Below are 24,847 nucleotides of genomic sequence, written 5' to 3'. Positions count from 1 at the left end.
ACCGTCCCGCGCCCACGGAACAGATGAGACTTACACCGTAGGCACATCACCGCCACTCCCCAAGGAAGATGAGAGAACTCTCCTCTTCGCCTCATCCGCAAAGGAAAAGGGGCCGGATGCCACTGGCATCCGGCCCCGAAAACGTCCGGTCCTATTCGACCGTCACCGACTTCGCGAGGTTGCGGGGCTGGTCGACGTCCAGGCCCTTGGCCTCGGCGAGGCCCATCGCGAAGATGTGCAGCGGCACCACGGCGAGGAGCGGCTCGAACATGGGGGCGGCGAGCGGGATGCGGAGCACCTCGTCGGCGGCGGGGAGCACGGCGACGTCGCCCTCTTCCGCGATCGCGATCACGCGGGCACCACGGGCGCGGATCTCCTCGATGTTCGACACGACCTTCTTGTGCATCTCGCCCGAACCGCGCGGCGACGGCACCACGACGAACACCGGCTGACCGGGCTCGATCAGGGCGATCGGTCCGTGCTTCAGCTCGCCGGCGGCGAAGCCCTCCGCGTGGATGTACGCCAGCTCCTTGAGCTTCAGCGCACCCTCGAGCGCGATCGGGTATCCGACGTTGCGGCCGAGGAACAGCACCGAGCGGGTGTCGGCCATCCAGTGCGCGAGCTGCTCGATGCGGGTCTGCTCGGTCTCGAGCACCCGAGCGATCTTGCCGGGGACGGCCTCGAGCTCGGTGACCGCCTCGACGGCGACCACGGGGTCGACCGCGCCACGTACACGACCCACGTGCAGGGCGAGCAGGTACAGCGCCGTGATCTGCGCGACGAAGGCCTTCGTCGAGGCGACGGCGACCTCGGGGCCGGCGTGCGTGTAGACGATGGCATCCGACTCGCGCGGGATGGTCGCGCCCTGCGTGTTGCAGATCGACAGCGTCTTCGCGCCGCGCGAGCGGGCGTACTTCACGGCCATCAGCGTGTCCATGGTCTCGCCGGACTGGCTGATCGACACGACGAGCGTGCGGGGCGAGAGCACCGGGTCGCGGTAGCGGAACTCGTGCGCGAGTTCCACGTCGACGGGGACCCGCGTCCACGTCTCGAGCGCGTACTTGCCGACCATGCCTGCGTACGCGGCGGTGCCGCAGGCGATGACGAGGATGCGGTCGATGTCGGCGAGGAACTCGTCCATGCCGTCGAGCTCGGGGATCTCGACACGGCCCTCGTGGATGCGACCGCGGAGGGTGTTGGCGACGGCCTCGGGCTCCTCCGAGACCTCCTTCGCCATGAACGACGACCAGCCGCCCTTCTCGGCGGCGGACGCGTCCCACGTGACCTCGAAGGCCTCGACCTCGACCGGCGCGCCGGAGAAGTCGGTGACCTCGACACCCTCGGGCGTGATCGCGACGATCTCGTCCTGGCCGATCGCGAGAGCGTTCCGCGTGTGCTCGACGAAGGCCGCGACGTCGGAGCCGAGGAAGTTCTCGCCCTCGCCCAGGCCGATCACCAGCGGAGAGTTGCGGCGGGCGCCGACGACGAGGCCCGGGTGGTCCTTGTGCATTGCGAGCAGCGTGTAGGCGCCCTCGAGGCGCGACACCACGGCGCGGAACGCCGCGACGAGGTCACCGGTGCGGGCGTACTCGCGGCCGATCATCGCGGCCGCGACCTCGGTGTCGGTCTCGCTGCGGAAGGTCACGCCCTCGCCCACGAGCTCGCTCTTGAGCTCGGCGAAGTTCTCGATGATCCCGTTGTGGATGACGGCGAGCTTGTCGTCATCGGCGAGGTGCGGATGCGCGTTGGCATCCGTCGGCCCGCCGTGCGTAGCCCAGCGCGTGTGCCCGATGCCCGTGGTGCCGTCGGCGAGGGGCGTGGATGCCAGATCGTCACGCAGCACGGCGAGCTTGCCGGCGCGCTTGCGCATGCCGAGGCCCCCGTCGCCGTCGATCACGGCGATGCCGGCGGAGTCGTAGCCCCGATACTCCAGCCGCGACAGACCCGCCAGCAGGATGTCCTGGCTCTGCCGAGGACCCACGTATCCGATGATTCCGCACATAGCTTCCGAGTCTACGGGGCCGTGCCTGAGCGAACCCCCGTCGGCTCGGGCCCGTCAGAGCTTGCGCAGCAGCACCGAATCGACGGTGTGGTCGGCGCCCTTCTGCAGCACGAGCTTGGCCCGGTGCCGCGTCGGCAGCACATTCTCCTCGAGGTTCGGCAGGTTGATCTCGCGCCAGAACCCGAGGGCGCGCGACACGGCCTCCTCATCGCTGATGTCGGCGAACACGCGGAAGAACGACGAGGGATTCGTGAACGCGTTGTCGCGCAACGCCAGGAAGCGGTCGACGTACCAGCGCTCGATGTGGGCTGCATCGGCATCCACGTAGATCGAGAAGTCGAACAGGTCGCTCACCGCGACGTCGTTCGGCGTGGGCGGGGGCTGCAGCACGTTGAGCCCCTCGACGATCACGACATCGGGGCGGTGCACCGTGACGTGCGCGTCGGGCATGATGTCGTACTGCACGTGGGAGTAGAACGGCGCCCGCACCTCTTCGGCGCCGGACTTCACTTCGCTGAGGAACTCCACCAGCGCCCGGCGGTCGTACGACTCGGGGAAGCCCTTGCGGTCCATGAGGCCGCGGCGCTCGAGCTCGGCGTTCGGGTAGAGGAAGCCGTCGGTGGTCACGAGCTCGACGCGCGGGGTGTCGGGCCAGCGGCTCATCAGCTCGCGCAGCAGGCGCGCGATCGTGGACTTCCCCACCGCGACGGAACCGGCGACCCCGATGACGAAGGGCGTCGTGGCATCCGGTTCGCCCAGGAACGCGCTCGTGTCGGCTCCGAGCCGACGGGTGGCGCGGGCGTAGAGGCTCAGCAGCCGGCTGAGCGGCAGGTACACCTCGGCGACCTCGCGCAGATCCAACCGGTCGCCGATGCCGCGCAACTGCACGACCTCGGTCTCGGTCAGGGGCTGTTCGATCCCACCGGCCAGGCGTGCCCACTCGGCGCGGTCGATCTGACGGTACGGGCTCAGCGACGGTGCGGGAGCGGCGGTCTCTGCGGCGGACACCCGCCCATGCTACCCGCGGGCTCCCACTACGCTCGGAGCGTGCGACTCGGGGTACTCGACATCGGTTCCAACACCGTCCACCTGCTCGTCGCGAACGCGCGCGCCGGGGGACGGCCCACCGCGACGACGTCGCACCGCTCGGTGCTGCGGCTCATGCGCTACCTCGAGCCCGACGGGTCGATCTCACCCGAGGGCGTCACGGGACTCGTGGGTGCCGTGACCCAGGCGTGCGAGACGGCGCGGGCCGAAGGGGTCGACGAGCTCCTCGCGACCGCCACCTCCGCCGTCCGTGAAGCGACCAACGGCGATGACGTCATCGCCCGCATCGAGGCCGTCCTGGGGCAGCCGCTCCAGGTGCTCGGCGGGGAGACCGAGGCCCGGTACACCTACCTGGCGGTGCGCCGCTGGTTCGGGTGGTCCGCCGGACAGATCCTGCTGTTCGACATCGGCGGCGGGTCGCTCGAGATCGCGGGCGGCGCCGACGAACTCCCCGAGCTGGCCGAGTCGGTGCCGCTGGGCGCCGGGCGGTCGACGGTGCAGTTCCTCCCCCACGACCCGCCGAGCGAGGACGAGATCGACGCGCTGCGTCAGCACGCGGCATCCGTCCTCGCCCCCGTCGCCGAGCGCTTCGCCGCCCTCCCCCGCCCGGACCACGTGATCGGCTCGTCGAAGGCGATCCGCTCTCTCGCGAAGCTCGCCGGGTACCCCGTGCCGGGCTGGTCGGGCATCGACCGGATGGTGCTGCCGCGGCGCGAGCTGAAGGATTGGATCCCGCGGCTCGCGCGGATTCCCGCCGACGCCCGCGAGGCGCTCCCCGGTATCACCGCCGACCGCACGTTCCAGATCGTCGCGGCCGCGGTCGTCGTGGAGCGCGCGATGAAGGCGATGGACGTCGACGAGCTCGAGGTCTCGCCCTGGGCGCTCCGCGAGGGCGTCCTGCTGCGCTACATCGAGTCGCTGGAGTACTGAACCGCGGGAGCGCGAGTCGCCAGGATTCGTCGCTTCCGAGTACCTGTGGGCGACGAATCCTGGCGACTCACGCGTCAGAGGGCGAGGCGCTCGCGCACGACCTCGGACAGGCGATCGGCGTGGGCACGGGCGACGTGCTCCGACGCGGCCTCGACCATGACGCGAACCAGCGGCTCGGTCCCCGACGCGCGCAGCAGCACGCGACCCGAGTCGCCCAACTCCGTCTCGGCGGCGCGCACGGCCTCCTGCACGACCTCGTCGGACACGCGGTCGCGGTCGACGCCGCGGACATTGACGAGCACCTGCGGGTAGACCGTCATGATCGCGGCCAGCTCGGCCATCGTCTTCTTCTGACGGGCCATCTCCGCGACGATGTGCAGACCCGTGAGCAGACCGTCGCCGGTCGTGGCGAAGTCGCTCATGATCACGTGGCCGGACTGCTCGCCCCCGAGGGAGTAGCCGCCCTCGTTCATGGCCTCGAGCACGTAACGGTCTCCGACGGCGGTCTGGAGGACCCGGATGCCGTGATCCGCCATCGCGCGATGAAGGCCCAGGTTGCTCATCACGGTCGCCACCAGGGTGTCGTCGACGAGCGCACCGCGCTCCTTCATCGCCACCGCGAGGATCGCCATGATCTGGTCGCCGTCGACGATGTTGCCGTCGGCATCGACGGCCAGGCAGCGGTCGGCGTCGCCGTCGTGCGCGATGCCGACGTCGGCCCCCAGGCGCACCACGGCCTCGGCGAGCACGTCGAGGTGGGTGGAGCCCACGCCGTCGTTGATGTTCAACCCGTCGGGGTCGGCGCCGATGACGGTCACCGTGGCACCCGCGTCGCGGAAGGTCTCGGGCGAGACGCCGGCAGCGGCACCGTGCGCGCAGTCGAGGACGACGTGGATGCCGTCGAGCCGGTGCGGAAGCGAGCCGAGCAGGTGGACGACGTAACGGTCTTCGGCGTCGGCGAAGCGACGGATGCGCCCGACACCCGCACCCGTGGGCTGCAGTCGCTCCCACTCCAGGGCGCGCTCGATGCGCTCCTCGACGATGTCGGGGAGCTTCGTACCGCCGCGGGCGAAGATCTTGATCCCGTTGTCGGGAGCGGGGTTGTGCGAAGCCGACACCATGACGCCGAAGTCGGCGTCACGATCCGCGATCAGGAAGGCGGTCGCCGGGGTCGGGATGACGCCCGCGTCGAGGACGTCCACGCCCGACGAGGCCAGGCCCGCGGCGACCGCGGCCGAGAGGAACTCTCCCGAGACCCGCGGATCGCGCGCGATGACGGCGGTGAGACGGCGACCTTCGGCCTTCCGCGCCTCCGCCGAACGGCCCTGGCCCAGGACGACGGCAGTCGCCTGGGCCAGGTGCAGCGCGAGTTCGGCGGTGAGGAGGCCGTTGGCCAGCCCCCGCACCCCGTCCGTGCCGAAAAGAGGCATCCGGAGCGTCGAACTCAGCGCTTGGAGTACTGAGGCGCCTTGCGGGCCTTCTTGAGACCGGCCTTCTTGCGCTCCTTGACGCGCGCGTCACGCGAGAGGAAGCCGGCCTTCTTCAGACCCGGGCGGTTGTTCTCGGCGTCGATCTCGTTCAGCGCACGGGCGATGCCCAGGCGCAGCGCACCGGCCTGGCCCGAGGGGCCGCCGCCGGAGATGCGGGCGATGACGTCGTAGGCGCCGGCAAGCTCGAGGACCGTGAACGGGTCGTTGATGAGCTGCTGGTGGAGCTTGTTCGGGAAGTAGTCCTCGATCGTGCGGCCGTTGACCGTGATCGTGCCGGAGCCGGGGACCAGGCGCACGCGGGCGATGGCCTGCTTGCGACGGCCGACGGCTGCGCCGGGGACCGAGAGAACGGGGCGCTCGGCCGCGACGACGGCCTGCTCGGCCGGCGTCTCGGTGCTGTAGTTGCTGGAGTCGATGTTCGACACTGTTTCGTCCTTATCCGGCGGCGCTTACTGGGCGACCTGGTCGAAGGTGTACGCGGTGGGCTGCTGGGCACCGTGCGGGTGCTCGGCGCCGCGGTAGACCTTCAGCTTCTTGAGCTGCGCCGCACCGAGGCTGTTCTTGGGGAGCATGCCGCGAACGGCCTTCTCGACGGCCCGCTCGGGGTTCTTCTCGAGGAGCTCGTTGTAGGTGACCGACTTGAGGCCGCCCGGGTAACCCGAGTGGCGGTAAGCCTTCTTCTTCTCGAGCTTCTGACCCGTGAGCGCGACCTTGTCAGCGTTGATCACGATGACGAAGTCGCCCGAGTCGATGTGGTTGGCGAAGGTCGCCTTGTGCTTGCCGCGGAGGAGGGCCGCCGCGTGCGAGGCCAGGCGGCCGAGGACGACGTCGGTGGCGTCGATAACGACCCACTCGCGCGTGACCTCAGCGGCCTTGGGGGTGAAAGTGCGCGTCACAGTAGTGCTGCTTTCTTGATCGAACGGAGGAGTTCGTGAATCCCGCTCCGGTGGTCGGTTCTCCGGTCGATGACTGGGCAACTGGGCCGGTGGAGGGCTCACGTTCGGGCGACCCGCTCGCAGTGAGGCGGGCACCAAAGGGTTAGCTTACGGCATCCGGATGCCACGACCAAACGAGACAGCCCTCTCCGCCACCGGTCGGGTGCTGCCTTCCGAGACATGACCGTGCCCCCGGCACCGGGTGGTGTCGGGGGCACGGAGCGCCCTCCGCGGGATCGCGGGCGAGATCGAGGGCGCGGTGACGGGTCAGCGCTGCAGGAAGTCCACCAGCGCGCGGTTGAATTCGTCGACGTGACTGACGTTGACGCCGTGCGGGGCGCCGGCCACGACGTGCAGCTCACTGCCGGGGATCGCCGCGTGGGTGCGCTTGCCGGAGCCCTCGAACGGAACGGTCGCGTCGCTGTCGCCGTGCAGGATCAGCGCGGGCACCGTGACGTTGCGCAGGTCGTCGCGGAAGTCGGTCGTGGCGAATGCCTCCATCGCCTTCAGCGCGGCGTGGTGGTCGGCCTGGTTCGCGAGACGCTCCGCCTCGGCCTGCTCGGCCGGGGGCACGGTGAGCTCCCCGTCCACCGAGAAGAAGTCGGTCGTGAACTGGTGGTAGAAGGCCTTCTCGTCGTCCTTGAGCCCCTTCTCCATCCCCGCGGCCGTGTCCGCGTCGAGCGGCCCCTCGGGGTTGTCGTCGGTCTGGGCCAGGTACGGCGGGACCGCGGCGGCGAAGACGACGCTGCGCACCCGGTCGGCGCCGTGGCGGGTCAGGTAGCGCGCCACCTCTCCCCCGCCCATGGAAAAGCCCACGAGCGTGGCGTCGCGAAGATCCAGGGCCTCGAGGACGGCGTGCAGATCGTCGGCGAAGGTGTCGTAGTCGTATCCCGTGCGCGGCTTGTCACTGCGCCCGAACCCGCGGCGGTCGTAGGTGACGACCCGGTAGCCGGCCTCTTCGAGGGCGGGCACCTGATGGGCCCACGATTCGCCCGAGAGGGGCCAGCCGTGGATCAGGACGACGGGGCGCCCTGCCCCGCCGGTGTCGTCGACGTGGAGGTCGATGTCGGTCAGAAGTCCGTGGTGTGCGGTGATCTCGCTCATGCCGGTCATGCTGGGACGCCGACCTGGGCGCGCGGCCGCCATTGACGCCGGGGGCGGGGCTTGATATCACGCCGCTCCCCTGGCATATCCCACGCGCCGCCGCAATGACCGGCGTCGGTTCGGATCCGGCCGTTAGCCTCGCGCCATGGCATCCCATCGCGCTCCGGCCGCGGGGCTCTCCGCCCTCGGTCTCGCTCTCGCACTGACCGCGTGCGCTCCTTTCGGCGGCCAGGCCGGCACCGGCGACGTGGGCTACGAAACGGTGATCGCCGCGGTCCTGCTGGCCGAGTCGGGTGCCGGGGGCCGGGCGTTCGAGGTGGAGATCGACGACGGGACCGCTCAGGTGCATGTGGCGGCGGGCGACCGGACCGTCGAGGTCGACATCGATCTCACCGGCCCGAGCGTGACCGACCGCCGGGACGCGGGCGAGGTCGAGGCCGAGGACCGGGAGGCGTTGACGAGGGCGTCCACGACGCTGGCGGACGGCATCCGCGTCGCCGCCTCCGCGCACGCCGGCGACGGGAGTGTCGCGGAGGTCGGGTTGGGCTCCGGTGCACAGCCGTCCTGGACGGTGGAGTTCACCGACGGCGGCGAGGTGGCGGTCGCGGTGACCGACGGGTCGATCGAACGCTGAACCGACGGCGATCAGGCCGGTTCGACGAGGCCCGCCATCCCCGGGAGGCCGAGCTCGAAGTGGTGCCCGTTGATGGCGAGGACATCGCGGTCCGCGTCGGGCGGGAAGCCCGACGCGGACATGGCGCCGACGTCGCTGCGGGGGATCATGCGACCCATGGTGCGGGTGCACGGCATCCCCTGGCAGGGGTTGACTTCCGCGGCTCGCTCCGATTCATGTTGTGCACAATTCAATTGTGTGCAACTCTTAGGTCATGCCCGCCGTCGACTCCCTCGTCTGCTTCGCGCTGTACGCGGCCAGCCGCACCACCACCCAGGCCTACCGCGTCCTCCTCGACCCGTGGGATCTCACCTACCCCCAGTACCTCGCGCTCGTGACGCTCTGGAACGACGGCGATCAGAGCGTCAGCGGGCTCGGCGACGCCCTGCAGCTCGATTCCGGCACGCTTTCGCCGATGCTCGCCCGCATGGAATCCGCCGGATACGTCACCCGCGAGCGCCGCGTCGACGACGAACGCGTCGTGACGGTGTCGCTCACCGCACGCGGGCGCGAGATGCGCGAAGAGCTGGCACACGTCCCGCGCTGCATCGCCGTGGGGTCCGGCATCCCCGACGCCGACAGCGCTCACGAGTTGATCCGCGCCCTCCAGCAGTTGACCGTCGCGATGCGCGACCTGCGCGACCACCCTCAGACCGTCCGCGACGTCGTCGACGGAGCATCCCGCGCCTGATCGCGAGACGCCGCGCGCGTCCCCTCCTCCTCTCATGCCGTCCGGCATCCGTTCGTCCTCCAGAAAGGAACCCCACACATGGACGTCCTCTACACCGCCGAAGCCCTCTCGACCGGAGAAGGCCGCAACGGCCACGTCGTCGCCGGCGACCAGCTCGACCTCGACGTCGCCGTCCCGAAGGAGATGGGCGGCTCGGGCAACGGGACGAACCCCGAGCAGCTCTTCGCGGCCGGCTACGCAGCGTGCTTCCACAGCGCGCTGCACGCCGTCGCCCGCGGTCACAAGGTGAAGCTGCAGGACTCCTCCGTCGGCGGCCGTGTCCAGATCGGACCCAACGGTCAGGGCGGCTACCAGCTCGCCGTTCTGCTCGAGGTCGTGCTCCCCGGCATCGAACACGACCAGGCCCAGCAGCTCGCCGACGAGGCGCACCAGGTGTGCCCGTACTCGAACGCGACGCGCGGCAACATCGAGGTGACGGTCACCGTCTCCGACGACTGACCCGTCAACGGAAGGGGATGCCGGTCGCCCGGCATCCCCTTCCGCGTTCCCGGGCGGGCGACTCGGCCCGCCCCGTCGTAGGGTGACAGACGTGATCCGCGTGGTAGTCGTCGACGACGAAGCCCTCGTCCGTTCGGGCTTCGAGCTCATCCTGGGCGCCGCCGACGACATCGAGGTCGTCGCGGCCGTCGACGGCGACCATGCCGTCGACGTCATCCGTCGCGAGCGTCCGGACGTGGTCCTCCTCGACATCCGGATGCCGGGACGCAGTGGCCTGGACGTGCTGGCCGACCTCCGGGACGACCCCGAGCGCCCCGTCGTCGGCATCCTGACGACCTTCGACACCGACGAGCACATCGCCCGGGCCCTGCAGGACGGCGCATCCGGGTTCCTCGTGAAGGACACGCCACCGCAGCACCTCGCGGCCATGGTGCGCTCGCTCGCCGCCGGAGGCGTGGTGCTCTCGCCCCAGGTCTCGCGGACGCTGGTCGAGGGCTACGTCGGCGCTCCGGACCCGGACGCCGTGGAACGCGTGGCGCTCCTGACCGAGCGCGAGCGCGACGTGCTCGAGCACCTGCCCACGGGCGAATCCAACGCCGAGATCGGCAAGCGCCTGCATCTCAGCGGCGCGACCGTGAAGGACCACGTGAGCGCCATCCTCGCCAAGCTGTCGGTCTCCACCCGACTCGAAGCCGCCCTCATCGCCGAGCGCGCCCGCCGGGGCGGCGACCGGCGGTGACCCTCCGCGCGCGCGACCGGTTGGCGGCCGTCACCCGCACGCGATGGTTCGCCGTCGTCACCGACCTCGCGCTGGCCGGAGCCGCGGTCGTGGACGTCGTCGTCCTCCTCCCGGAGTGGACCCCTTTCGAGGTCGCGCTCGCCGCCATCGCCGTCCTCGGGCTCCTCGTGCGCCGACGCCTGCCCTGGGTGGCGTTCGCGCTGGTCCTGCCGGGGCTCGTGGTGGATGCCATGACCATCGCCGCACCGATCGCGCTGTACTCGGTCGCCGTCCGCGAGCGGCGCCTCCCCCCGCTCGTCGCGGCCGGGGCCGTCACCTTCGCGTGCTTCCTCCTGCCCGACTGGCAACTGCCCGAGCTGGACTACCTGGCACCCTCGCTCCTCTACGCCCTGCTTTACGCCGCGACCCCGATCGCCCTCGGCGCGCTGGTGCGCACCCGGCGCGAGCTGAGCGACCGGGTCGCCGACCTCTCGGCGGCCAGGGAGGCCGAGCGGCGCCGCGACGAACAGGACGTCCTCCGACGGGAACGCGCCCGCCTCTCCCGCGAGATGCACGACGTCGTCTCCCACCAGGTGAGCCTGATCGCCGTGCAGGCCGGCGCGCTCCAGGTGTCCTCGCCCGATCCGGCGGCGCGGACAGCGGCCGGGGTCATCCGCTCCCTGGCGGTGCGCACCCTCGACGAACTCCGGCAGATGGTCGGGGTGCTGCGCGCCGAGGGCGCTCCGACCGGCGGCGACAAGCCGCAGCCGACCCTCGACGACCTCCCGAGGCTGGTCGCCGACAGCGGCCTCCCCGCGGAACTGATCACCGACGTCACGGACGACCTCGCACCGCCGCTGCAGCGAGCGGTCTACCGGACGATCCAGGAAGGACTGACGAACGCCCGCAAGCACGCTCCCGGAGCCGCCGTGCGGGTGAGCGTGCGCACCTCGACCGCGACCATCGACGTCGTCGTCGAGAACGACCCGCCCACCGGAGCCGCGCTGATCCTCCCCTCCGGCGGAGCCGGCCTCCGCGGACTGCGCGAGCGGGCCGAACTGCTCGGCGGCCGTCTCACCGCCGCGGGCGGACCGGACGGCGCCTTCCGACTCGCGGTGTCGCTCCCCCGGCGCACGCCCGAGAGCTGAACCCGGTCAGGACAGCTGGAGCTCGGCCTCGGTCTTGGGGTATGTCCGTCGGAGCCAGTCACCGAAGCCGGGCTGCGCGAGGCACGTGGACGCCTCCGCGCACCGGACCACCGGGTCGTCGGCGGCATAGGTGCGGTACACCTCGACCTTGGCATCCAGGGCATCGCCGGTGACGTTGACGGGTTGATCCTGGGACGGGTATCCGAGGAAATACGACATGGACTCCGCGGGGATGCCGACCGCGGGCGCGGACCTTCGCACCAGCGAGCCGACGCACGAGTGGTCGGGGTGGTCGCCGCGGGCGAAAGCGCTCTCGTGCGGGACGTTCGTGCTCACCCGTTCGGGCTGCGCCGCCGCCAGGAGCTCGGCGAGCGTCGCGGTCAGTCGCGGCAGGTCATAGGTCGGCGACCCGTCGATCGGGGCGAGTTCCGCGACGTCGCCGTTGACGAGCTGCGTGAGCCCGGCGTTTCCCGTGGCGGGGAAGCCCTTGCCGTTGAGCCCGCCGTCGGGGAGCCGGAGGACGGTGATGGACAGGCGTGGTTCGTCGGACGGCACGAAACGCGTCACGGTGGCACCGCTGAGGAGGGTGATGCGTCGTTCGCCCCACTCCGCGGTGGAGCCGCGCATGAGGTCGTAGGCGGCGCGGATCCCGGCCTCGCGTTCGTGGGCGTAGTCGAGCCCCTTCCCCGCGTCTCCCGCCGTGACGTACACCGCGCGCACGGTGGCGCCGCCGGTGATCGCGTCCGACAGCTCCGGGTTGGCGAAGATGATGTCGTCATCGGCGTGCGCCCACATCGTCACGCTCGTGTCGATGCCGGGCGCTTCGACCGCGGGCGAGAGCGCAGCCGGCGCCGTCGGCGCGGGGATCGCGCGCAGCGGCATCCACGCTCCGCGCGGCGGGCCGCCCCGGCGGAACTGCCGGGCGAGCAGGGCACCGCCGCCGAGTCCGACGACCGCGAGTCCGCCGATGAGGAGGCCGCGCCGAGTCACGCGGATGCGGCGCGCGTCGCGTGTTCCGTCTTCTCCGTCACCTTTCGCCCCAGAAAGGTCGTCGTCCTGCACCGTGGCTCCGTCCTGTGTCCCCCCGGCCGAGCGCGGCGACGGGTTCGGGTCGTCGGCGGTCGGCGTGACCCTCTGACGCTACCGCGCCGATGCGCCGGAACCGCAGAACACACACCACGGCCCCACCGACCGGCGGGGCGACAGACGCCGATCGGCGGGTGCCATCGACGGCGCGGCGGGAGTGCGGCGGCATCCACGGCGTTCATCGCGCTCCCTCAGCGGACACCTAGAGACGATGGGAACACTCGGGGCATGCAGACGTCCTCGCCGCCGCGGTCACTGTCTCCCCTCGCCCGACGCATCCGCGCCGTGCTGTGGGAGTGGGATCCGATCGGCGTGCGGGCGATCGGCGACGGGTGGCCGGAGGACGAGTACGACGACCTGCTCCTCCCGCTGATCGCGGCTCTCGCCCAGCGGCCCGGGGTCGCGGAGCTCGCCGACGACCTGCGCGCCGTCCTCGAGACGGACTACGGACTCCCCTCCCCCGGCGGCTGCACGGAGGCGGCCCGCGCCCTGCTCGCGCTGCGCGCGGAGGACTGATCGGCGTCTACCGAGCGACCGCGAAGGGCGCAAGCCCGGTCTGCGTGTCGGATCGGAGTCCTATCGTGCGGTCATGGTTGATCTGACGCGCCCCCAGACCCCCGATCCCTATCCGCTCCTGCCCGCTGTGCCGTCCTTCGACGTCGTCAGCGACGACGTGACCGACGGCCGGCCGCTGAAGGACGACCAGGTGGCCGCCCGCGGGAACACCTCTCCGCACCTGCGCTGGTCCAACGTGCCCGAGGGAACCGCGTCCTTCACCATCACCTGCTTCGATCCCGACGCCCCCACGCCCAGCGGGTTCTGGCACTGGGTGCTCGTCGATCTGCCGGGCGATGTGCGCGAGATCCCCGCCGGTTTCGCAGCGGGAGACCTGCCGGACGGCGCCTTCCACCTCCGCAACGACGGCGGGCAGGCAGGCTTCCTCGGTGCGGCACCCCCCGAGGGGGACCAGCCGCACCGCTACTTCTTCGTCGTGCACGCCGTCGGCGCCGAGAGCCTCGGGGTGGAGCACGACGCCACCCCGGCATCCGCGTCCTTCGCACTGGCATTCCAGACGCTCGGCCGCGCGATCGTCCACGGCACCTACCAGCACTGAATCAGGACATGCGGAGGTCGGCCTCGGTGAGGGGGTACGACCTCCGCAGCCACTCGCCGAACTTGCGGGTCTTCAGACACGCGTCACGGTCGGAGCACCGCACCACCGAGTCCTGCTGCGCGTAGATGCGGTACGTCTCGACCTTGGCATCCAGGACGGCACCGTCCAGGGTGCGGGGCAGGTCGATCGACGGGTAGCCGACGAAGTACAGGATGCCGGGGGCCGCCGCCGGGTCCTGTCCGATCGAGTCGCGCACGAGCGTGCCCACCGCGGAGTGGTCGGGATGGTCTCCCGGCGCGTAGGAACTGCCGCGCGGAACGTGCGTGAGCGTGCGCACCGGGTGCAGCGCGACGGCGATCTCGCTCAGTGCGGCGGAGAGCTGCGCGCGGTCCACCGCGGGGCCCCCGTCGATAGGCGCGAGCGTCGAGATGTCCCCGTCGATCAGCCTGCTCAGCGACGAATGCCCGGTGGCGTCGAATCCCCGGTCGGTGATGTTGCCGTCGGGAAGGCGCACGAACATCACCGACAGACGCGAATCGCCCTGTGGGGTCAGCCTCTCCAGCCGCAGCCCGGCGTCGAGGGTCACGACGGTGGAATCCCACAGCCCGTCGGCACCGCGCATGTGGTTGTACGCGCGGAGGATGCCGAGCTCGCGCGCGTGGGTGTAGTCCAGTCCCTTTCCGGCGTCGCCCGCCGTGAGGAACACGGTGCGTACGCACTGGCCCGCGGCGATGGCGTCGGAGATGGTGGGGTTGCCGAAGATGATGTCGTCGTCGGGGTGGGCCCACACGGTCAGAACCGTGTCGCCGTCGCAGGCCTGGACCGCGGGCGACGGGGGCACCGCCGGAGTGGGGCTCGCCGTCGCCGAAGGGGCGACGCGGGGAACCGGCGCGACCGTGGACGCGGGACTCGGCGTCCGGGTGGCCGCGGGTGCCGCCTGCGGGGTCGCCGCGCCCAGAGGCCAGACCCCCAGAGCGGTGGAGACGACGATCGAACCGCCGACGAGGAGAACGACGGCGAGCACGGCGATGAGGACGCCCGCTCCCCACCGAGGCGGCCGGGGAGTCGGCCGGTCTGCGCGTGTCATCAGCGATCCCCCCGGAGTCGCGACCAGGGGGATGGGAAGCCACCGGCCGCCGCCGAGTCTAGGCGACCCGAACCCGTGCACCAAAGGAGTGCGGGCACGGGTGTCCTTCGACGACGGGCGGACGATGCATCGGTCCGCGAATCCGCGGCCGCGACCGTGTCCCCCGATCGGCGGACATGGCCTTCATCTGGGGAAACTTCGGGTGACTGCTGCGCACGCTCAGGAAACAATCCGTTCATACAGGGGTGATTCACGGGGTGAGTTGAGGCTGTTATCGTTCCGAGGAGAACCACGATCCGGGGTCACCGGGGAAAGGGGCCTACGCACTGTGACGTCTGACCTCAAGGTCGGCGCGACATCGACGTCGCAGGGCGCCGTCGTCGGCATCGATGATGCGACGACGACGATGAAACCGATGGGCGGGTCCTTCCTGGACCGTCGCCCCCAGGCCCCCTCCTCGACGCACGACCGCTGGCGCCAGCGGTATCGCCGCAACCTGATCCTCACCGACCTCGCCGCACTCATCTGGGTGGTCTACGGCACGCAGCTGGCATGGTTCGGCACCGGGAACGCGGCCGTCGCCGCGAGCCGCGACAGCCGCATCACGGACCTCTCCTACTGGATCTTCTCGGCCGTCCTGGTCGTCGCCTGGATGTGGGCGCTGTCGTTCATCGACTCCCGCAGCGACCGCGTGCTGGGCACCGGGTCGCAGGAGTACATCCGCGTCGTCGACTCCAGCTTCCGGCTCTTCGGGACGATCGCGATCATCGCCTTCCTGACCCAGATCGACGTGGCCCGCGGGTATCTGCTGATCAGCCTGCCCGTCGGCGTCCTGGTCCTCATCTTCACCCGCTGGCTCTGGCGGCAGTGGCTGGTGGTGCAGCGCTCGCGCGGGAAGTATTCGGCCAACGTCCTGCTCGTGGGCTCGCTCCCCTCCGTCACCCAGCTCGCCCGCGAGTTCGCCCGCAACCCGAACGCCGGCTACCGCGTCGTGGGCGCGTGCGTCCCCAGCGGCAAGGTCGCCGACACCATCCCCGGAACCGACATCCCGGTCATGGGCCACGTGGGCGACATCTCGCGCGCCCTCCAGGTCACCGGCGCGGACACCGTCGCCGTAACGAGTGCAGACGAACTGCCCGCCGACAAGGTGAAGCAGATCTCGTGGAGCCTCGAGGCCGGGCGGCAGCACCTCGTGCTCGCACCGAGCATCATCGACATCGCGGGACCCCGCCTCCACACCCGCCCGGTCGCGGGACTCCCCCTCATCCACGTCGAGACGCCGCGGTTCTCCCGCGGGCAGGTTTTCCTCAAGCGCACCGTCGACCTGGTCGCGAGCATCGCCGGCGTGATCGTGCTGAGCCCGCTCCTGGCGTTCCTCGCGATGGCGGTCCGCCTCTCCAGCGAAGGCCCCGTGTTCTTCCGGCAGAAGCGCGTCGGATTCCGTGGCCGCGAATTCACGATGATCAAGTTCCGCTCCATGGTCGTCAACGCGGAGGATCTTCTCGAGCAGCTCGCGCGGCAGGAACGCGATGCCGGCAACGAAGTGCTCTTCAAGATGAAGAACGACCCGCGGGTCACGCCCATCGGCCGCATCATGCGCAAGTTCAGCCTCGACGAACTGCCGCAGCTGTTCAACGTGATCGGCGGGTCGATGTCGCTCGTCGGTCCGCGGCCCCCGCTGCCGTCGGAAGTGGCGCTCTACGCTGACCACGTGCATCGTCGATTCCTGGCCAAGCCCGGCATCACGGGCCTCTGGCAGGTCAGCGGACGTTCCTCCCTCTCGTGGGAGGAGTCGGTGCGCCTCGACCTCTCCTACGTGGAGAACTGGACGCTCGTGGGCGACTTCGTCATCCTCGGCAAGACCGCCCGTGCCGCACTGGCACCGGGCGAGACGGCCGCGTGAACTCCCCGCGCTCCCGCGCGGGTCGACGGCGCGACACTCGCGCGCCGTCTCTCAACAAAGCTGGAGGAGACCTGTGCGTCTTTCTGTGATTGGTTGCGGATACCTGGGAGCCGTGCACGCGGCCGCGATGGCCTCGATCGGACACGAGGTCGTCGGCATCGACGTCGACGAGCGGAAGGTGGCCTCGCTCTCGAAGGGGGAGGCCCCGTTCTTCGAGCCCGGACTCCAGGAGATCCTCACCGAGGGCATCGCCTCCGGCCGGCTGTCCTTCACGACCGACATGTCCGCCGCACAGGGTGCGAAGGTCCACTTCATCGGCGTGGGTACGCCGCAGCAGCCGGGCGGATACGCCGCGGACCTCACCTACGTCCACGCCGCCGTCGACGGCCTGCTGCCCTACCTCTCCGAGGGGGACATCGTCGCCGGCAAGTCGACCGTGCCGGTCGGAACGGCGGAGTCGCTCGCACCGCGGGTCTCCGAGCGCGGGGCGACCCTCGTCTGGAACCCCGAGTTCCTCCGCGAGGGCTGGGCCGTCCAGGACACCGTCGACCCCGACCGTCTCGTCGCCGGCGTGCCGAGCCTCGACGGCGCCCCCAGCGAGGAAGGCGCTCGTACCGCGGACGTCCTGCGCGAGGTCTACCACCCCTCCATCGCCAAGGGCACCCCGTTCATCGTGACGGACTACGCCACGGCCGAGCTGGTGAAGGTGTCGGCCAACGCCTTCCTCGCCACCAAGATCAGCTTCATCAACGCGATGGCCGAGATCGCCGAGGTCACGGGCGCCGACGTGACGACCCTCGCCGACGCCATCGGACACGATGCGCGCATCGGTCGCCGCTTCCTCGGCGCCGGCATCGGATTCGGCGGCGGCTGCCTGCCCAAGGACATCCGCGCCTTCTCGGCTCGCGCCGAAGAGCTGGGCCGCGGCGAGTCGGTGGCGTTCCTGCGCGAGATCGACGCGATCAACCTGCGCCGTCGCGACCGCGCCGTGGACCTCACGGTGCAGGCGCTGGGCGGGTCGGTCTTCGAGAAGAAGGTGACCGTCCTCGGCGCGGCCTTCAAGCCCCACAGCGACGACATCCGCGACTCCCCCGCGCTCGATGTGGCGGTGCGCCTGCACGGCCTCGGCGCCGATGTGACGCTCACCGACCCGGCGGCGATCGAGAACGCTCGTCGCATCCACCCGCAGCTGACCTACGTCGAGGACCGCGACGAGGCCCTGCGCGGCGCCGACGCCGTCATCGTCGTCACCGAGTGGGACGAGTACCGCCGCGAGCTCGATCCCGCCCACGCCGCCGAGCTCACCGCCGGTCACGTGGTGGTCGACGGACGCAACTGCCTGGATGCCGCCGCCTGGCGCTCCGCCGGCTGGACGTACTACGGCATGGGTCGCCCCTGACCCCGCACGACTCCCCGTCGGGCCCGCAGCATCCTGTCGCGGGCCCGACCTCGTTCGGCCGACGCCGAGAGGCCCGGTGTCCGCGGCCCGGTGGGATACCGTCGAGGGGGCACCCGCGCCCGTTTCCCGACACTGGAGCGTGAGCATCCGATGAGCCGACCCAAGCTGCAGGACGTCGCCGCGCACGCCGGCGTGTCGGTCACCACCGTCTCTCGCGTCCTCAACAACCGGGGCTATCTCAGCGACGACATCCGCCGCCGGGTCGATGACGCGGTCACGGCACTCGGCTATCGCCCCAATGAGATCGCCCGGTCGCTCATCGGCCAGCGCTCCACGCTCGTGGGGCTCATCGTCCCGACGGTCGCCGACCCGTTCTTCGGAGAACTCGCGACCCACGTCGAGGGCGCACTGGCCGAGAGCGGCTACAAGATGCTCCTCTGCGACTGCCACGACACCCCCGAACGCGAAGAGCGCTACCTGGACCTCCTGCAGGGGAACCGCGTCGACGGGATCATCAGCTCCACGCACAACCGGGACGTCGCCGGCTACGGACGCGCCGATCTGCCCATCGTCGCCATCGACCGACGACTCAGCGAGGGCATCCCGACCGTCCACAGCGACAACCGCACCGGTGGGCTCCTCGCCGCCGAACACCTGATCTCCCGCGGATCCCGTTCACCGGTGCACATCACCGCGACCGATCACCCCGGCAACGCGCGCGCCGCGGCCTACCGCGAGGTCATGGACCGCCACGGACTCGAGCCCCGCGTGATGGCCTACGGCTACGACACCCCGGTGGATCGTCGTCGCGCCGCCATCGAGACATGGCTCACCCTGAACCCCGCGGACGGGGTGTTCGCCAGCGACGATCTCACCGCGCTCATGGCGCTGGACTGGGCGCGCAAGACCGGACGACGCGTCCCGGACGACCTCCGGATCGTCGGCTACGACGGCGCCGCAGCGCTCCGGATGGCCGTGCCCGGACTCACCACCGTCCGTCAGCCGATCGAGCGAATGGCCGCCCGGGCCGTCGACCTGCTGCGGGCACGGATGGCGGATGCCACGCTGACCGAGGTCGAGGAAGAGCCTCTTCCGGTCGAGCTGCTGCAGGGCTGGACCTCCTGACGGTGCGGCTCCGCCGGATCCCGGCGGAGCCGCACTCCCTCAGGGAGCGCTCGGGTCGTTGACAGCGAGGGGGGACAGGGACACGTCGCGGATCTCCGCCTCGGCCCCGACGGACTCGACGGTGACGCCCCCCGCGAGATCGACGAACGCCGCAGAGGTGAGCGAGGCCTGCCCGTCTCCGGTGAAGACCTCGATCGAGGACGCGTCGACGATCACGTCGAAGACGACCATCCCCCCGGTTCCGACCGGGGCGACGCGCACCTCGCGATACGTGTCGGACAGGGCATCCGCCGCCTCATCGCGTCGACGGTCGAGGAAGACCTTCCCCGCCTCGGCGTCATAGCCCACCGTGACCTCCCCTCGCTCGGGCGAGCCCAGCCGGAGCCGCACCTCACCGCCGTCGGGAGCGGACACGGTCGCCCGCAGGCGATAGGCGGCCCCGGTGCTCTGCACCGGCAGCGCGGTGATGTTCCCAGGGGCCACCGTCACGGGGGCGACGGCGGAGCGGGCCCGACCCTCCTGGGCCGCGACCTCGGTGACCGGCTGCGAGAGCAGCGTGAGACGCCCGTCCACCTCGCGCAGCGTGATCTCCCGCGTGGTCGAGAGGGAGCCGCCCTGTGAGCTTCCCCCGGGCAGCTCCCGGGCGTACGCCCAGTTGTTGACCCACGCGAGGGCGAACCGGCGTTCCAGTCGGCCCCGGTCCCCGTCGCGGGGGTCGTCCCACGTCACCGCGGCGTAGAAGTCGGATCCTCCGTCGAGCCACTGCGGCTCGTCGGCATCGGCGGCGAAGCGCTCCCCGTCCCACGTCCCGGTCCAGTAGGCGAAGCCGGTCGTGCCGCCGGAGCGCGCGGCATCCGCGCTCGCTCCGAGCACCCAGGTGCGGCGCCCCGAGACCGGGTCGACCATCTCGAACAGGTCGGGGCACTCGAGGAGGCCGTAGCCGTCGCGCACGAAGTCCGAGACGTAGGTCCACTCGCGGAGGTTCGTGGAGGTGTAGAAGCCGAGGCGCTCGCCTTCCGCCAGCACCATCACCCACCGCTCGTGGGCGTCGTCCCAGACGACCTTGGGGTCGCGCCAGTCGGTGACGCCGGGGTTGTCCATGATCGGATTCCCTTCGTAGTTCTGGAACGTCCGGCCCCCGTCGGTCGAGGTGAACAGCGACTGCCGTTGCACTCCCTCGTCCTGCTGCGTCGTGAGCGCGACGATCGTGCCCGCGCCGAATCCCGCGGTGTCGCGTTCATCGACGACGGCGCTGCCGGTCAGGATGTCACCGAGCCCGTTGCGGTACTTCTCGATCGCGACACCGCGGTTCTTCCACGTCACCATGTCGGCCGAGGTCGCCAGGTGCCACTCGGTGCCGTTCCCCTCGGGGTAGTCGGCGTTGTACAGGTAGTAGAGGTGCCACTCGCCGTCGATGAGGACGGGGCGTTGCGGGTCGTTCATCCAGTGCTGCTCGGGGGTGAGGTGGAACGTGGGCCGGAACCTCTCCCAGCCCTCGGGCACGTCGAACGCGTCGGACGTCGCCGTGGGCGTCGGTTCGACGGGCGGCGAAGCGTCGCGCGGGAGCAGGAGGACCACGAGACCGATCGCCACCACGACGCCGCCGGCGATCAGCGACAGCAGGGTCGCCCGGCCCGGGCGCACGGATCGTTTCGCGCCGGGGTTCTCGACGCCCGTCATGCGCGCCCCCGGGCGCGGCGCGCGTGCAGGGCGAGAGCGGTCCACCCCGCGGCCAGCAGACCGACGGCGGCCGCGGCGAACGACACAGCCGATCCCTCCGACCCCGTCTCGGCCAAGCGTGCGGGCACGGGCGGCGCGGGCACCGGGGTCTCCGCTACCGGGGGCTCCGGCAGGGGCGGCTCCGGCAGGGGCGGCTCCGGCGTCGGCGGTGCGGTCGGCGGGACCGGGGGCTGCTCGACGAGGAGGGACTCCCAGCCGACCGCGCGTACCGGCTCACCCGGCTGGGTGCGGCGCGCCTCGAAGGTCGCCGCGTTGGTGATCTCGGTCGAGGGCGCATCCGGGAGCGTGTCGAGGGCGACCCCGACGATCTCGTCGCCCACGGGCTCGACGTGCACCGCCACTTCGGTCTCACTGCAGTCGACGCGCACGCGCTCCGCGGGCACGTCGACCGGGTCGACGAGCGCCCCGGTGTCCGGATGCGTCGCGACCGCGGATCGCACGCTCACCCCGGCCGCGCAGTCGACACGCTGGCCCGGCCCCACTCGATCGACGATGTCGAGGACGTCCCACGGCCCGCGCGGTGCTTCCACGACCCACCGCGCACGGGTCTCGTCCTCGTCGGCCCAGAAGCCGTACTTGTTGCCGCGCGTACGGTCGGGGATGCCGTAGAAGGGTCCGGGTCGTTCGCCGGGGCGCAGGGTCGCGTCGGCGGTGGACGAGGATGCCGTCACGATCGGGGGCCCGACCTCCTCGGTCGATCGCACGATCGCCTCCCCCGCGCGGTTGGCGGGGTCGGCGACGGCGTCGGTGAGCTCGATGACGAGCCTTCCGGTGGCATCGAGCCGCGCCGTACCGATCACGACGCCCGTGGAGGAGATCCAGTCGGCTCCCGCCGCACCGCCCGCGTGCTCCGGAAGGAGGAGCTCGACGGTGTCTCCGGGAGCGGCCTCCGCGGGGAGCACCCACCGCACGTCCGAGACGGTCGCGGGACCGTCCTGGACGACGGTGGTCTCCGCCACGAGCGGCAGCTCGGCGCGCGCGTGCGCGGGGGCCGCGAGGACCGCCGCCCCCGCGAGAGCGAGCACCGCGCCGGCCGCGGAACGGACGGGGAGGCGGGAGCCGACGCGGATCACGGCGCGCTCACCCCATCGCGGGCACGGCGGCGGCGGGCGATCACGAGAGCGGTCACGCCGGCGCCCACCGCGGCCGCGGCGATTCCAGCCCCGGCGGTCAGGGCTGCGCCGTCCACACCCGTGTTCGCCAGCGGGGAGCCGGGTCGTGCGGATCCGGATCCGGTGGACGACGCGTCGGAGGCGGGGACCGGGTCGGGGGATGCCGCGGCTCCGCCGTCATCGACGACCGGCGGGGTCGTCGGCTGCACGGGTCCGGGTACCGAGGAGATTCCCCCCGCGGCAAGGAGGAGCGTGGAGTCGAGCTGGCCGTCGCGCGTGTCGGCGACCGCGGCGACGACGGTGACCGGCTGACCGGGGGTGACCTCGGCGGTGCAGGTGAGCGGCACCGTGTATCCGTTCATCTCGGTCGCGCGATCGCCGGGTGCGCCGTCGGCGGTGAGGTTGGAGACGAAGAGCTCCGGACGCGTGTCCGCGTTGATGGTCTCGACGCCGACGGGGAGGTCGTCGACGGTGGAGCAGAGGCGTCCGTCGACGAAGACGCCGAACGCGTCGGTGTAGTCGCGCGCGGCCCAGTCCGCGTACTCCTCGCTACCGATCTGGTAAACGATTGTCAGAGTGTCGCCCTCGGGAACGACCTCCAGGTGGAGCTCCGCGGCGTCGTAGGTGGTCCGGCCGGACGAGGACTCCAGCACGGCGGAACCACCACCGCCGAGATCGCCCGTGGTGGTGAGCTTGCCGTTCGGGCCGAGCAGCGCCGAGGCGGTGAAGTCGACGTCGGACGAGGCCGAGGGATCAGCGGCGCGAAGCGAGCCCGTGCTCAGCGCGACACCGGAGACGGGGCCGCCCGGAAGACCGAGGTCGAGCTCTGCGAAGGAGGCGGCCTGCACGCCACGGCCGGATGCGAGCGTCGCCGACGCCAGCGAGACGTGGTCGCCGATCAGGCTTTTCGCGCCATTCGCGGCATCCTGGCCCTCGAAGGTGGACAGGGAACCGGCCGCGTGGGCGGGGGCGGCGGCCAGCAGGATCAGCGCCGCGGACGACGCCAGGGCGGCCGCGGTCGCGGCGGGGACACGCCGGGACCGCGCCCGGCGGGCGGTGGGGATGAGAGGGGTCATGACACTCCAGAGGGCTGGTGGCGGGCGCGACGAACGGGGGTCTGTTCGACCGGGTTCACGTCGTCGCGAAAGGGTGGCGATGCGGGCTCAGATGACCGCGAAGGAGGAGGGATGCCACGGAGCACACCGTTCGGCGGCTCGCGTCGAGAGTGCCAGAGATTCTCAGCGAACACAAATTATGTCAATCGTTTGACAGTCGGCGTCAGGTTTCGTACGCTGACCGCGAGGAGCAGGATCCACGTCACGCGAAGCAGAAAGCAGAACGACGTGACCACCACGCAGAACCGAGCGGGGCGTACGCGCATCCGGCTCGCGGCGATCGCCGCCGTGATCGCCACGACGGCGGCCCTGGCGGCCGGCGCCCCCGCGCAGGCGCAGAACGCGCCCGAAGCTGTACCGGGCTTCCCGGCGCCGACCGAGCACACCCAGAAGGCCTTCGACCCCGAGGACGACTTCACCGCCAAGTGGACCCGGGCCGACGCACGTCAGCTCAAGGCCATGAGCGATCCCGCCGCGCCGTCGCGGGAGAACTCGTTGCCCGAGGAGTACACGATGCCGACGGTGCCCCAGGACTTCCCCGACATGAGCAACGAGGAGGTGTGGGTCTGGGACAGCTGGACGCTCACCGACGGCACCTCCGCACAGCCCAGCTTCAAGGGCTGGGAGGTCGTGTTCTCCCTCGTCGCCGACCGCAAGCTCGGGTTCGACGACCGGCACACCTACGCCAAGCTCGGCTACTTCTTCCGCAAGGCCGACGTCGCCGAGCGGCCGGCCGACGGCGGATGGACCTACGGCGGCCTGGTGTTCCCCGACGGCGCATCCGGCGCGATCTTCGACGACCAGTCGTTCAGCCACCAGACCGAGTGGTCGGGTTCGACGCGCATCTTCGACGGCAACAAGCTCCGCATCTTCTACACGGCCGTGGCGTTCTACCGCAACGAGGACGGCTCCAACCGCAAGCCCTACGACCCGCGCATCGTCCAGAGCGAAGGGCGTCTCTTCGCCGATGAGAACGGCGTGTGGATGACGGGCTTCCGCGACCAGCACGACATGCTGCAGGCCGACGGCGAGTACTACCAGACCGGCGCGCAGAACGAGTTCTTCAACTTCCGCGACCCCTTCACCTTCGAAGACCCCGCCCACCCCGGCAAGACGTACATGGTCTTCGAGGGCAACTCCGCCTTCGCCCGCGGCGAGCGCGCGTGCACGGAGGACGACATGGGCTACGCGCCCGGTGACCCGTTCGCGGAGACCGCCGATCAGGCGATGGATCAGGGCGCGCACTTCCAGATGGCGAACGTCGGGCTCGCCGTGGCCGAGAACGCGGCGTCGACCGAGTGGCGGTTCCTGCCGCCGATCCTCTCGGCCAACTGCGTGAACGACCAGACCGAGCGTCCGCAGATCTACATCAAGGACGGCAAGTACTACCTCTTCACGATCACCCACCGCGGCACGTATGCGGCGGGCATCGACGGCCCCGAGGGCGTCTACGGCTTCGTCGGCGACGGCATCCGGAGCGACTTCCAGCCGGTGAACCGCGGTTCGGGACTGGCCCTCGGCAGCCCCTCCAACCTGAACTTCCCGGTCGGAACCCCCTTCGCTCCGCACCCCGACCAGCACCCGGGACAGTTCCAGGCGTACTCGCACTACGTGATGCCCGACGGTCTCGTGCAGTCGTTCATCGACACGATCGGCACCAGTGACGACTTCGTGCGCGGGGGGACCCTCGCCCCGACCGTCCGCGTCGACATCGCGGGTGACGCCGTGACCGTCGACCGTTCGTACGGCACGAACGGTCTCGGCGGGTGGGCCGACATCCCCGCGGGGTACGCGCACGACATCGACGCAGCGGCGGACGCGCGCCCGATCGGCTGACGCGCCCTCTCTCCCTCCCTCCCGAACGGGGCCCCGCGATGCGGGGCCCCGTTCCTGTTCCGCCGTGACCGCGTAGCCTGGACGGCACCACCCC

General features: G+C 71.0%; 24 protein-coding genes. 12 read left to right on the top strand and 12 right to left on the bottom strand.

Annotation, left to right across the window (positions count from 1 at the left end; genetic code table 11):
• Window positions 1-151: 151 nt before the first annotated feature.
• Window positions 152-2,002 (bottom strand): glutamine--fructose-6-phosphate transaminase (isomerizing), encoded by a 1,851-nt coding sequence (gene glmS, locus P8R59_RS09520; RefSeq protein WP_278103735.1) that lies wholly within the window; start codon window positions 2,000-2,002, stop codon window positions 152-154.
• A gap of 54 nt (window positions 2,003-2,056) precedes the next feature.
• Window positions 2,057-3,010 (bottom strand): type I pantothenate kinase, encoded by a 954-nt coding sequence (gene coaA / locus P8R59_RS09515; RefSeq protein WP_278103734.1) that lies wholly within the window; start codon window positions 3,008-3,010, stop codon window positions 2,057-2,059.
• A 39-nt stretch (window positions 3,011-3,049) separates the two neighbouring features.
• Between coaA and P8R59_RS09510 the strand changes: the two genes are divergently transcribed.
• On the top strand, window positions 3,050-3,979 hold the full coding sequence (locus P8R59_RS09510) for a Ppx/GppA phosphatase family protein (RefSeq protein WP_278103733.1): 930 nt from the start codon (window positions 3,050-3,052) through the stop codon (window positions 3,977-3,979).
• A 74-nt stretch (window positions 3,980-4,053) separates the two neighbouring features.
• Here P8R59_RS09510 and glmM read toward each other — a convergent pair whose 3' ends face one another.
• The 4 genes from glmM to P8R59_RS09490 form a co-directional block, all read right to left on the bottom strand.
• Window positions 4,054-5,409 (bottom strand): phosphoglucosamine mutase, encoded by a 1,356-nt coding sequence (glmM, locus tag P8R59_RS09505; RefSeq protein WP_077049506.1) that lies wholly within the window; start codon window positions 5,407-5,409, stop codon window positions 4,054-4,056.
• A 14-nt stretch (window positions 5,410-5,423) separates the two neighbouring features.
• On the bottom strand, window positions 5,424-5,894 hold the full coding sequence (gene rpsI, locus P8R59_RS09500) for a 30S ribosomal protein S9 (RefSeq protein ID WP_077049507.1): 471 nt from the start codon (window positions 5,892-5,894) through the stop codon (window positions 5,424-5,426).
• 24 nt (window positions 5,895-5,918) lie between these two features.
• Window positions 5,919-6,365 (bottom strand): 50S ribosomal protein L13, encoded by a 447-nt coding sequence (gene rplM / locus P8R59_RS09495; protein ID WP_076491214.1) that lies wholly within the window; start codon window positions 6,363-6,365, stop codon window positions 5,919-5,921.
• Window positions 6,366-6,671: 306 nt separating this feature from the next.
• On the bottom strand, window positions 6,672-7,508 hold the full coding sequence (locus P8R59_RS09490) for an alpha/beta fold hydrolase (protein WP_278103732.1): 837 nt from the start codon (window positions 7,506-7,508) through the stop codon (window positions 6,672-6,674).
• Window positions 7,509-7,653: 145 nt separating this feature from the next.
• Between P8R59_RS09490 and P8R59_RS09485 the strand changes: the two genes are divergently transcribed.
• A complete protein-coding gene (locus P8R59_RS09485; RefSeq protein ID WP_278103731.1) occupies window positions 7,654-8,142 on the top strand; it encodes a hypothetical protein in 489 nt (162 codons plus the stop codon).
• A gap of 11 nt (window positions 8,143-8,153) precedes the next feature.
• Here P8R59_RS09485 and P8R59_RS09480 read toward each other — a convergent pair whose 3' ends face one another.
• Window positions 8,154-8,291 carry a hypothetical protein gene (locus tag P8R59_RS09480; RefSeq protein WP_278103730.1) on the bottom strand — a complete coding sequence of 46 codons (138 nt, stop codon included), beginning with the start codon at window positions 8,289-8,291 and terminating at the stop codon, window positions 8,154-8,156.
• 104 nt (window positions 8,292-8,395) lie between these two features.
• On the opposite strand from P8R59_RS09480, the gene P8R59_RS09475 reads away from it, so the two are divergent.
• The 4 genes from P8R59_RS09475 (at window position 8,396) to P8R59_RS09460 (ending at window position 11,236) form a co-directional block, all read left to right on the top strand.
• Window positions 8,396-8,872: a MarR family winged helix-turn-helix transcriptional regulator gene (locus P8R59_RS09475; protein WP_278103728.1), complete on the top strand. Its 477-nt coding sequence runs from the start codon at window positions 8,396-8,398 to the stop codon at window positions 8,870-8,872.
• A gap of 78 nt (window positions 8,873-8,950) precedes the next feature.
• A complete protein-coding gene (locus P8R59_RS09470) occupies window positions 8,951-9,370 on the top strand; it encodes an organic hydroperoxide resistance protein (protein ID WP_076491217.1) in 420 nt (139 codons plus the stop codon).
• A 91-nt stretch (window positions 9,371-9,461) separates the two neighbouring features.
• Window positions 9,462-10,109: a response regulator gene (locus P8R59_RS09465; protein ID WP_278103727.1), complete on the top strand. Its 648-nt coding sequence runs from the start codon at window positions 9,462-9,464 to the stop codon at window positions 10,107-10,109.
• Window positions 10,106-11,236, top strand: coding sequence for a sensor histidine kinase (locus P8R59_RS09460; RefSeq protein WP_278103726.1), 1,131 nt, complete (start codon window positions 10,106-10,108; stop codon window positions 11,234-11,236). Before P8R59_RS09465 ends, P8R59_RS09460 begins: the two co-directional genes overlap by 4 nt.
• Before the next feature lie 6 nt (window positions 11,237-11,242).
• Here P8R59_RS09460 and P8R59_RS09455 read toward each other — a convergent pair whose 3' ends face one another.
• Window positions 11,243-12,226 (bottom strand): PIG-L family deacetylase, encoded by a 984-nt coding sequence (locus P8R59_RS09455; RefSeq protein WP_278103725.1) that lies wholly within the window; start codon window positions 12,224-12,226, stop codon window positions 11,243-11,245.
• A gap of 324 nt (window positions 12,227-12,550) precedes the next feature.
• On the opposite strand from P8R59_RS09455, the gene P8R59_RS09450 reads away from it, so the two are divergent.
• Both P8R59_RS09450 and P8R59_RS09445 read left to right on the top strand, forming a co-directional pair.
• Window positions 12,551-12,838, top strand: a complete 288-nt coding sequence (locus P8R59_RS09450; RefSeq protein WP_278103724.1) for a hypothetical protein — start codon at window positions 12,551-12,553, stop codon at window positions 12,836-12,838.
• A 73-nt stretch (window positions 12,839-12,911) separates the two neighbouring features.
• Window positions 12,912-13,436, top strand: a complete 525-nt coding sequence (locus P8R59_RS09445; RefSeq protein ID WP_278103723.1) for a YbhB/YbcL family Raf kinase inhibitor-like protein — start codon at window positions 12,912-12,914, stop codon at window positions 13,434-13,436.
• 1 nt (window position 13,437) lies between these two features.
• Here the strand turns inward: P8R59_RS09445 and P8R59_RS09440 are convergent, their stop codons facing one another.
• A complete protein-coding gene (locus tag P8R59_RS09440) occupies window positions 13,438-14,523 on the bottom strand; it encodes a PIG-L family deacetylase (RefSeq protein WP_278103722.1) in 1,086 nt (361 codons plus the stop codon).
• A 415-nt stretch (window positions 14,524-14,938) separates the two neighbouring features.
• On the opposite strand from P8R59_RS09440, the gene P8R59_RS09435 reads away from it, so the two are divergent.
• The 3 genes from P8R59_RS09435 (at window position 14,939) to P8R59_RS09425 (ending at window position 18,950) form a co-directional block, all read left to right on the top strand.
• Entirely contained in the window at window positions 14,939-16,426 is a 1,488-nt protein-coding gene (locus P8R59_RS09435; protein ID WP_431606888.1) for a sugar transferase, read from the top strand.
• Between the two features lie 73 nt (window positions 16,427-16,499).
• Window positions 16,500-17,825 carry a UDP-glucose dehydrogenase family protein gene (locus P8R59_RS09430; RefSeq protein ID WP_278103720.1) on the top strand — a complete coding sequence of 442 codons (1,326 nt, stop codon included), beginning with the start codon at window positions 16,500-16,502 and terminating at the stop codon, window positions 17,823-17,825.
• 150 nt (window positions 17,826-17,975) lie between these two features.
• Window positions 17,976-18,950 carry a LacI family DNA-binding transcriptional regulator gene (locus P8R59_RS09425; RefSeq protein ID WP_278103719.1) on the top strand — a complete coding sequence of 325 codons (975 nt, stop codon included), beginning with the start codon at window positions 17,976-17,978 and terminating at the stop codon, window positions 18,948-18,950.
• A gap of 39 nt (window positions 18,951-18,989) precedes the next feature.
• Here the strand turns inward: P8R59_RS09425 and P8R59_RS09420 are convergent, their stop codons facing one another.
• From P8R59_RS09420 to P8R59_RS09410, 3 genes are read right to left on the bottom strand one after another with little or no spacing between them, the layout of a single operon-like run.
• Window positions 18,990-20,630, bottom strand: a complete 1,641-nt coding sequence (locus P8R59_RS09420) for a glycoside hydrolase family 32 protein (RefSeq protein WP_278103718.1) — start codon at window positions 20,628-20,630, stop codon at window positions 18,990-18,992.
• Window positions 20,627-21,763: a hypothetical protein gene (locus P8R59_RS09415; RefSeq protein ID WP_278103717.1), complete on the bottom strand. Its 1,137-nt coding sequence runs from the start codon at window positions 21,761-21,763 to the stop codon at window positions 20,627-20,629. The genes P8R59_RS09420 and P8R59_RS09415 overlap by 4 nt, the downstream gene beginning before the upstream one ends.
• The gene (locus P8R59_RS09410; RefSeq protein WP_278103716.1) at window positions 21,760-22,878 is read right to left on the bottom strand and encodes a choice-of-anchor L domain-containing protein; all 1,119 of its coding nucleotides are present in this window, start codon (window positions 22,876-22,878) and stop codon (window positions 21,760-21,762) included. The genes P8R59_RS09415 and P8R59_RS09410 overlap by 4 nt, the downstream gene beginning before the upstream one ends.
• Before the next feature lie 267 nt (window positions 22,879-23,145).
• Between P8R59_RS09410 and P8R59_RS09405 the strand changes: the two genes are divergently transcribed.
• Window positions 23,146-24,753: a glycoside hydrolase family 68 protein gene (locus tag P8R59_RS09405; RefSeq protein WP_278103715.1), complete on the top strand. Its 1,608-nt coding sequence runs from the start codon at window positions 23,146-23,148 to the stop codon at window positions 24,751-24,753.
• Window positions 24,754-24,847: the final 94 nt, after the last annotated feature.

Origin of the sequence: Microbacterium proteolyticum (genome assembly GCF_029639405.1) — a bacterium.
In the GTDB taxonomy this organism is placed as follows: domain Bacteria; phylum Actinomycetota; class Actinomycetes; order Actinomycetales; family Microbacteriaceae; genus Microbacterium.
This window is presented reverse-complemented; position numbering and strand designations above follow the sequence as displayed.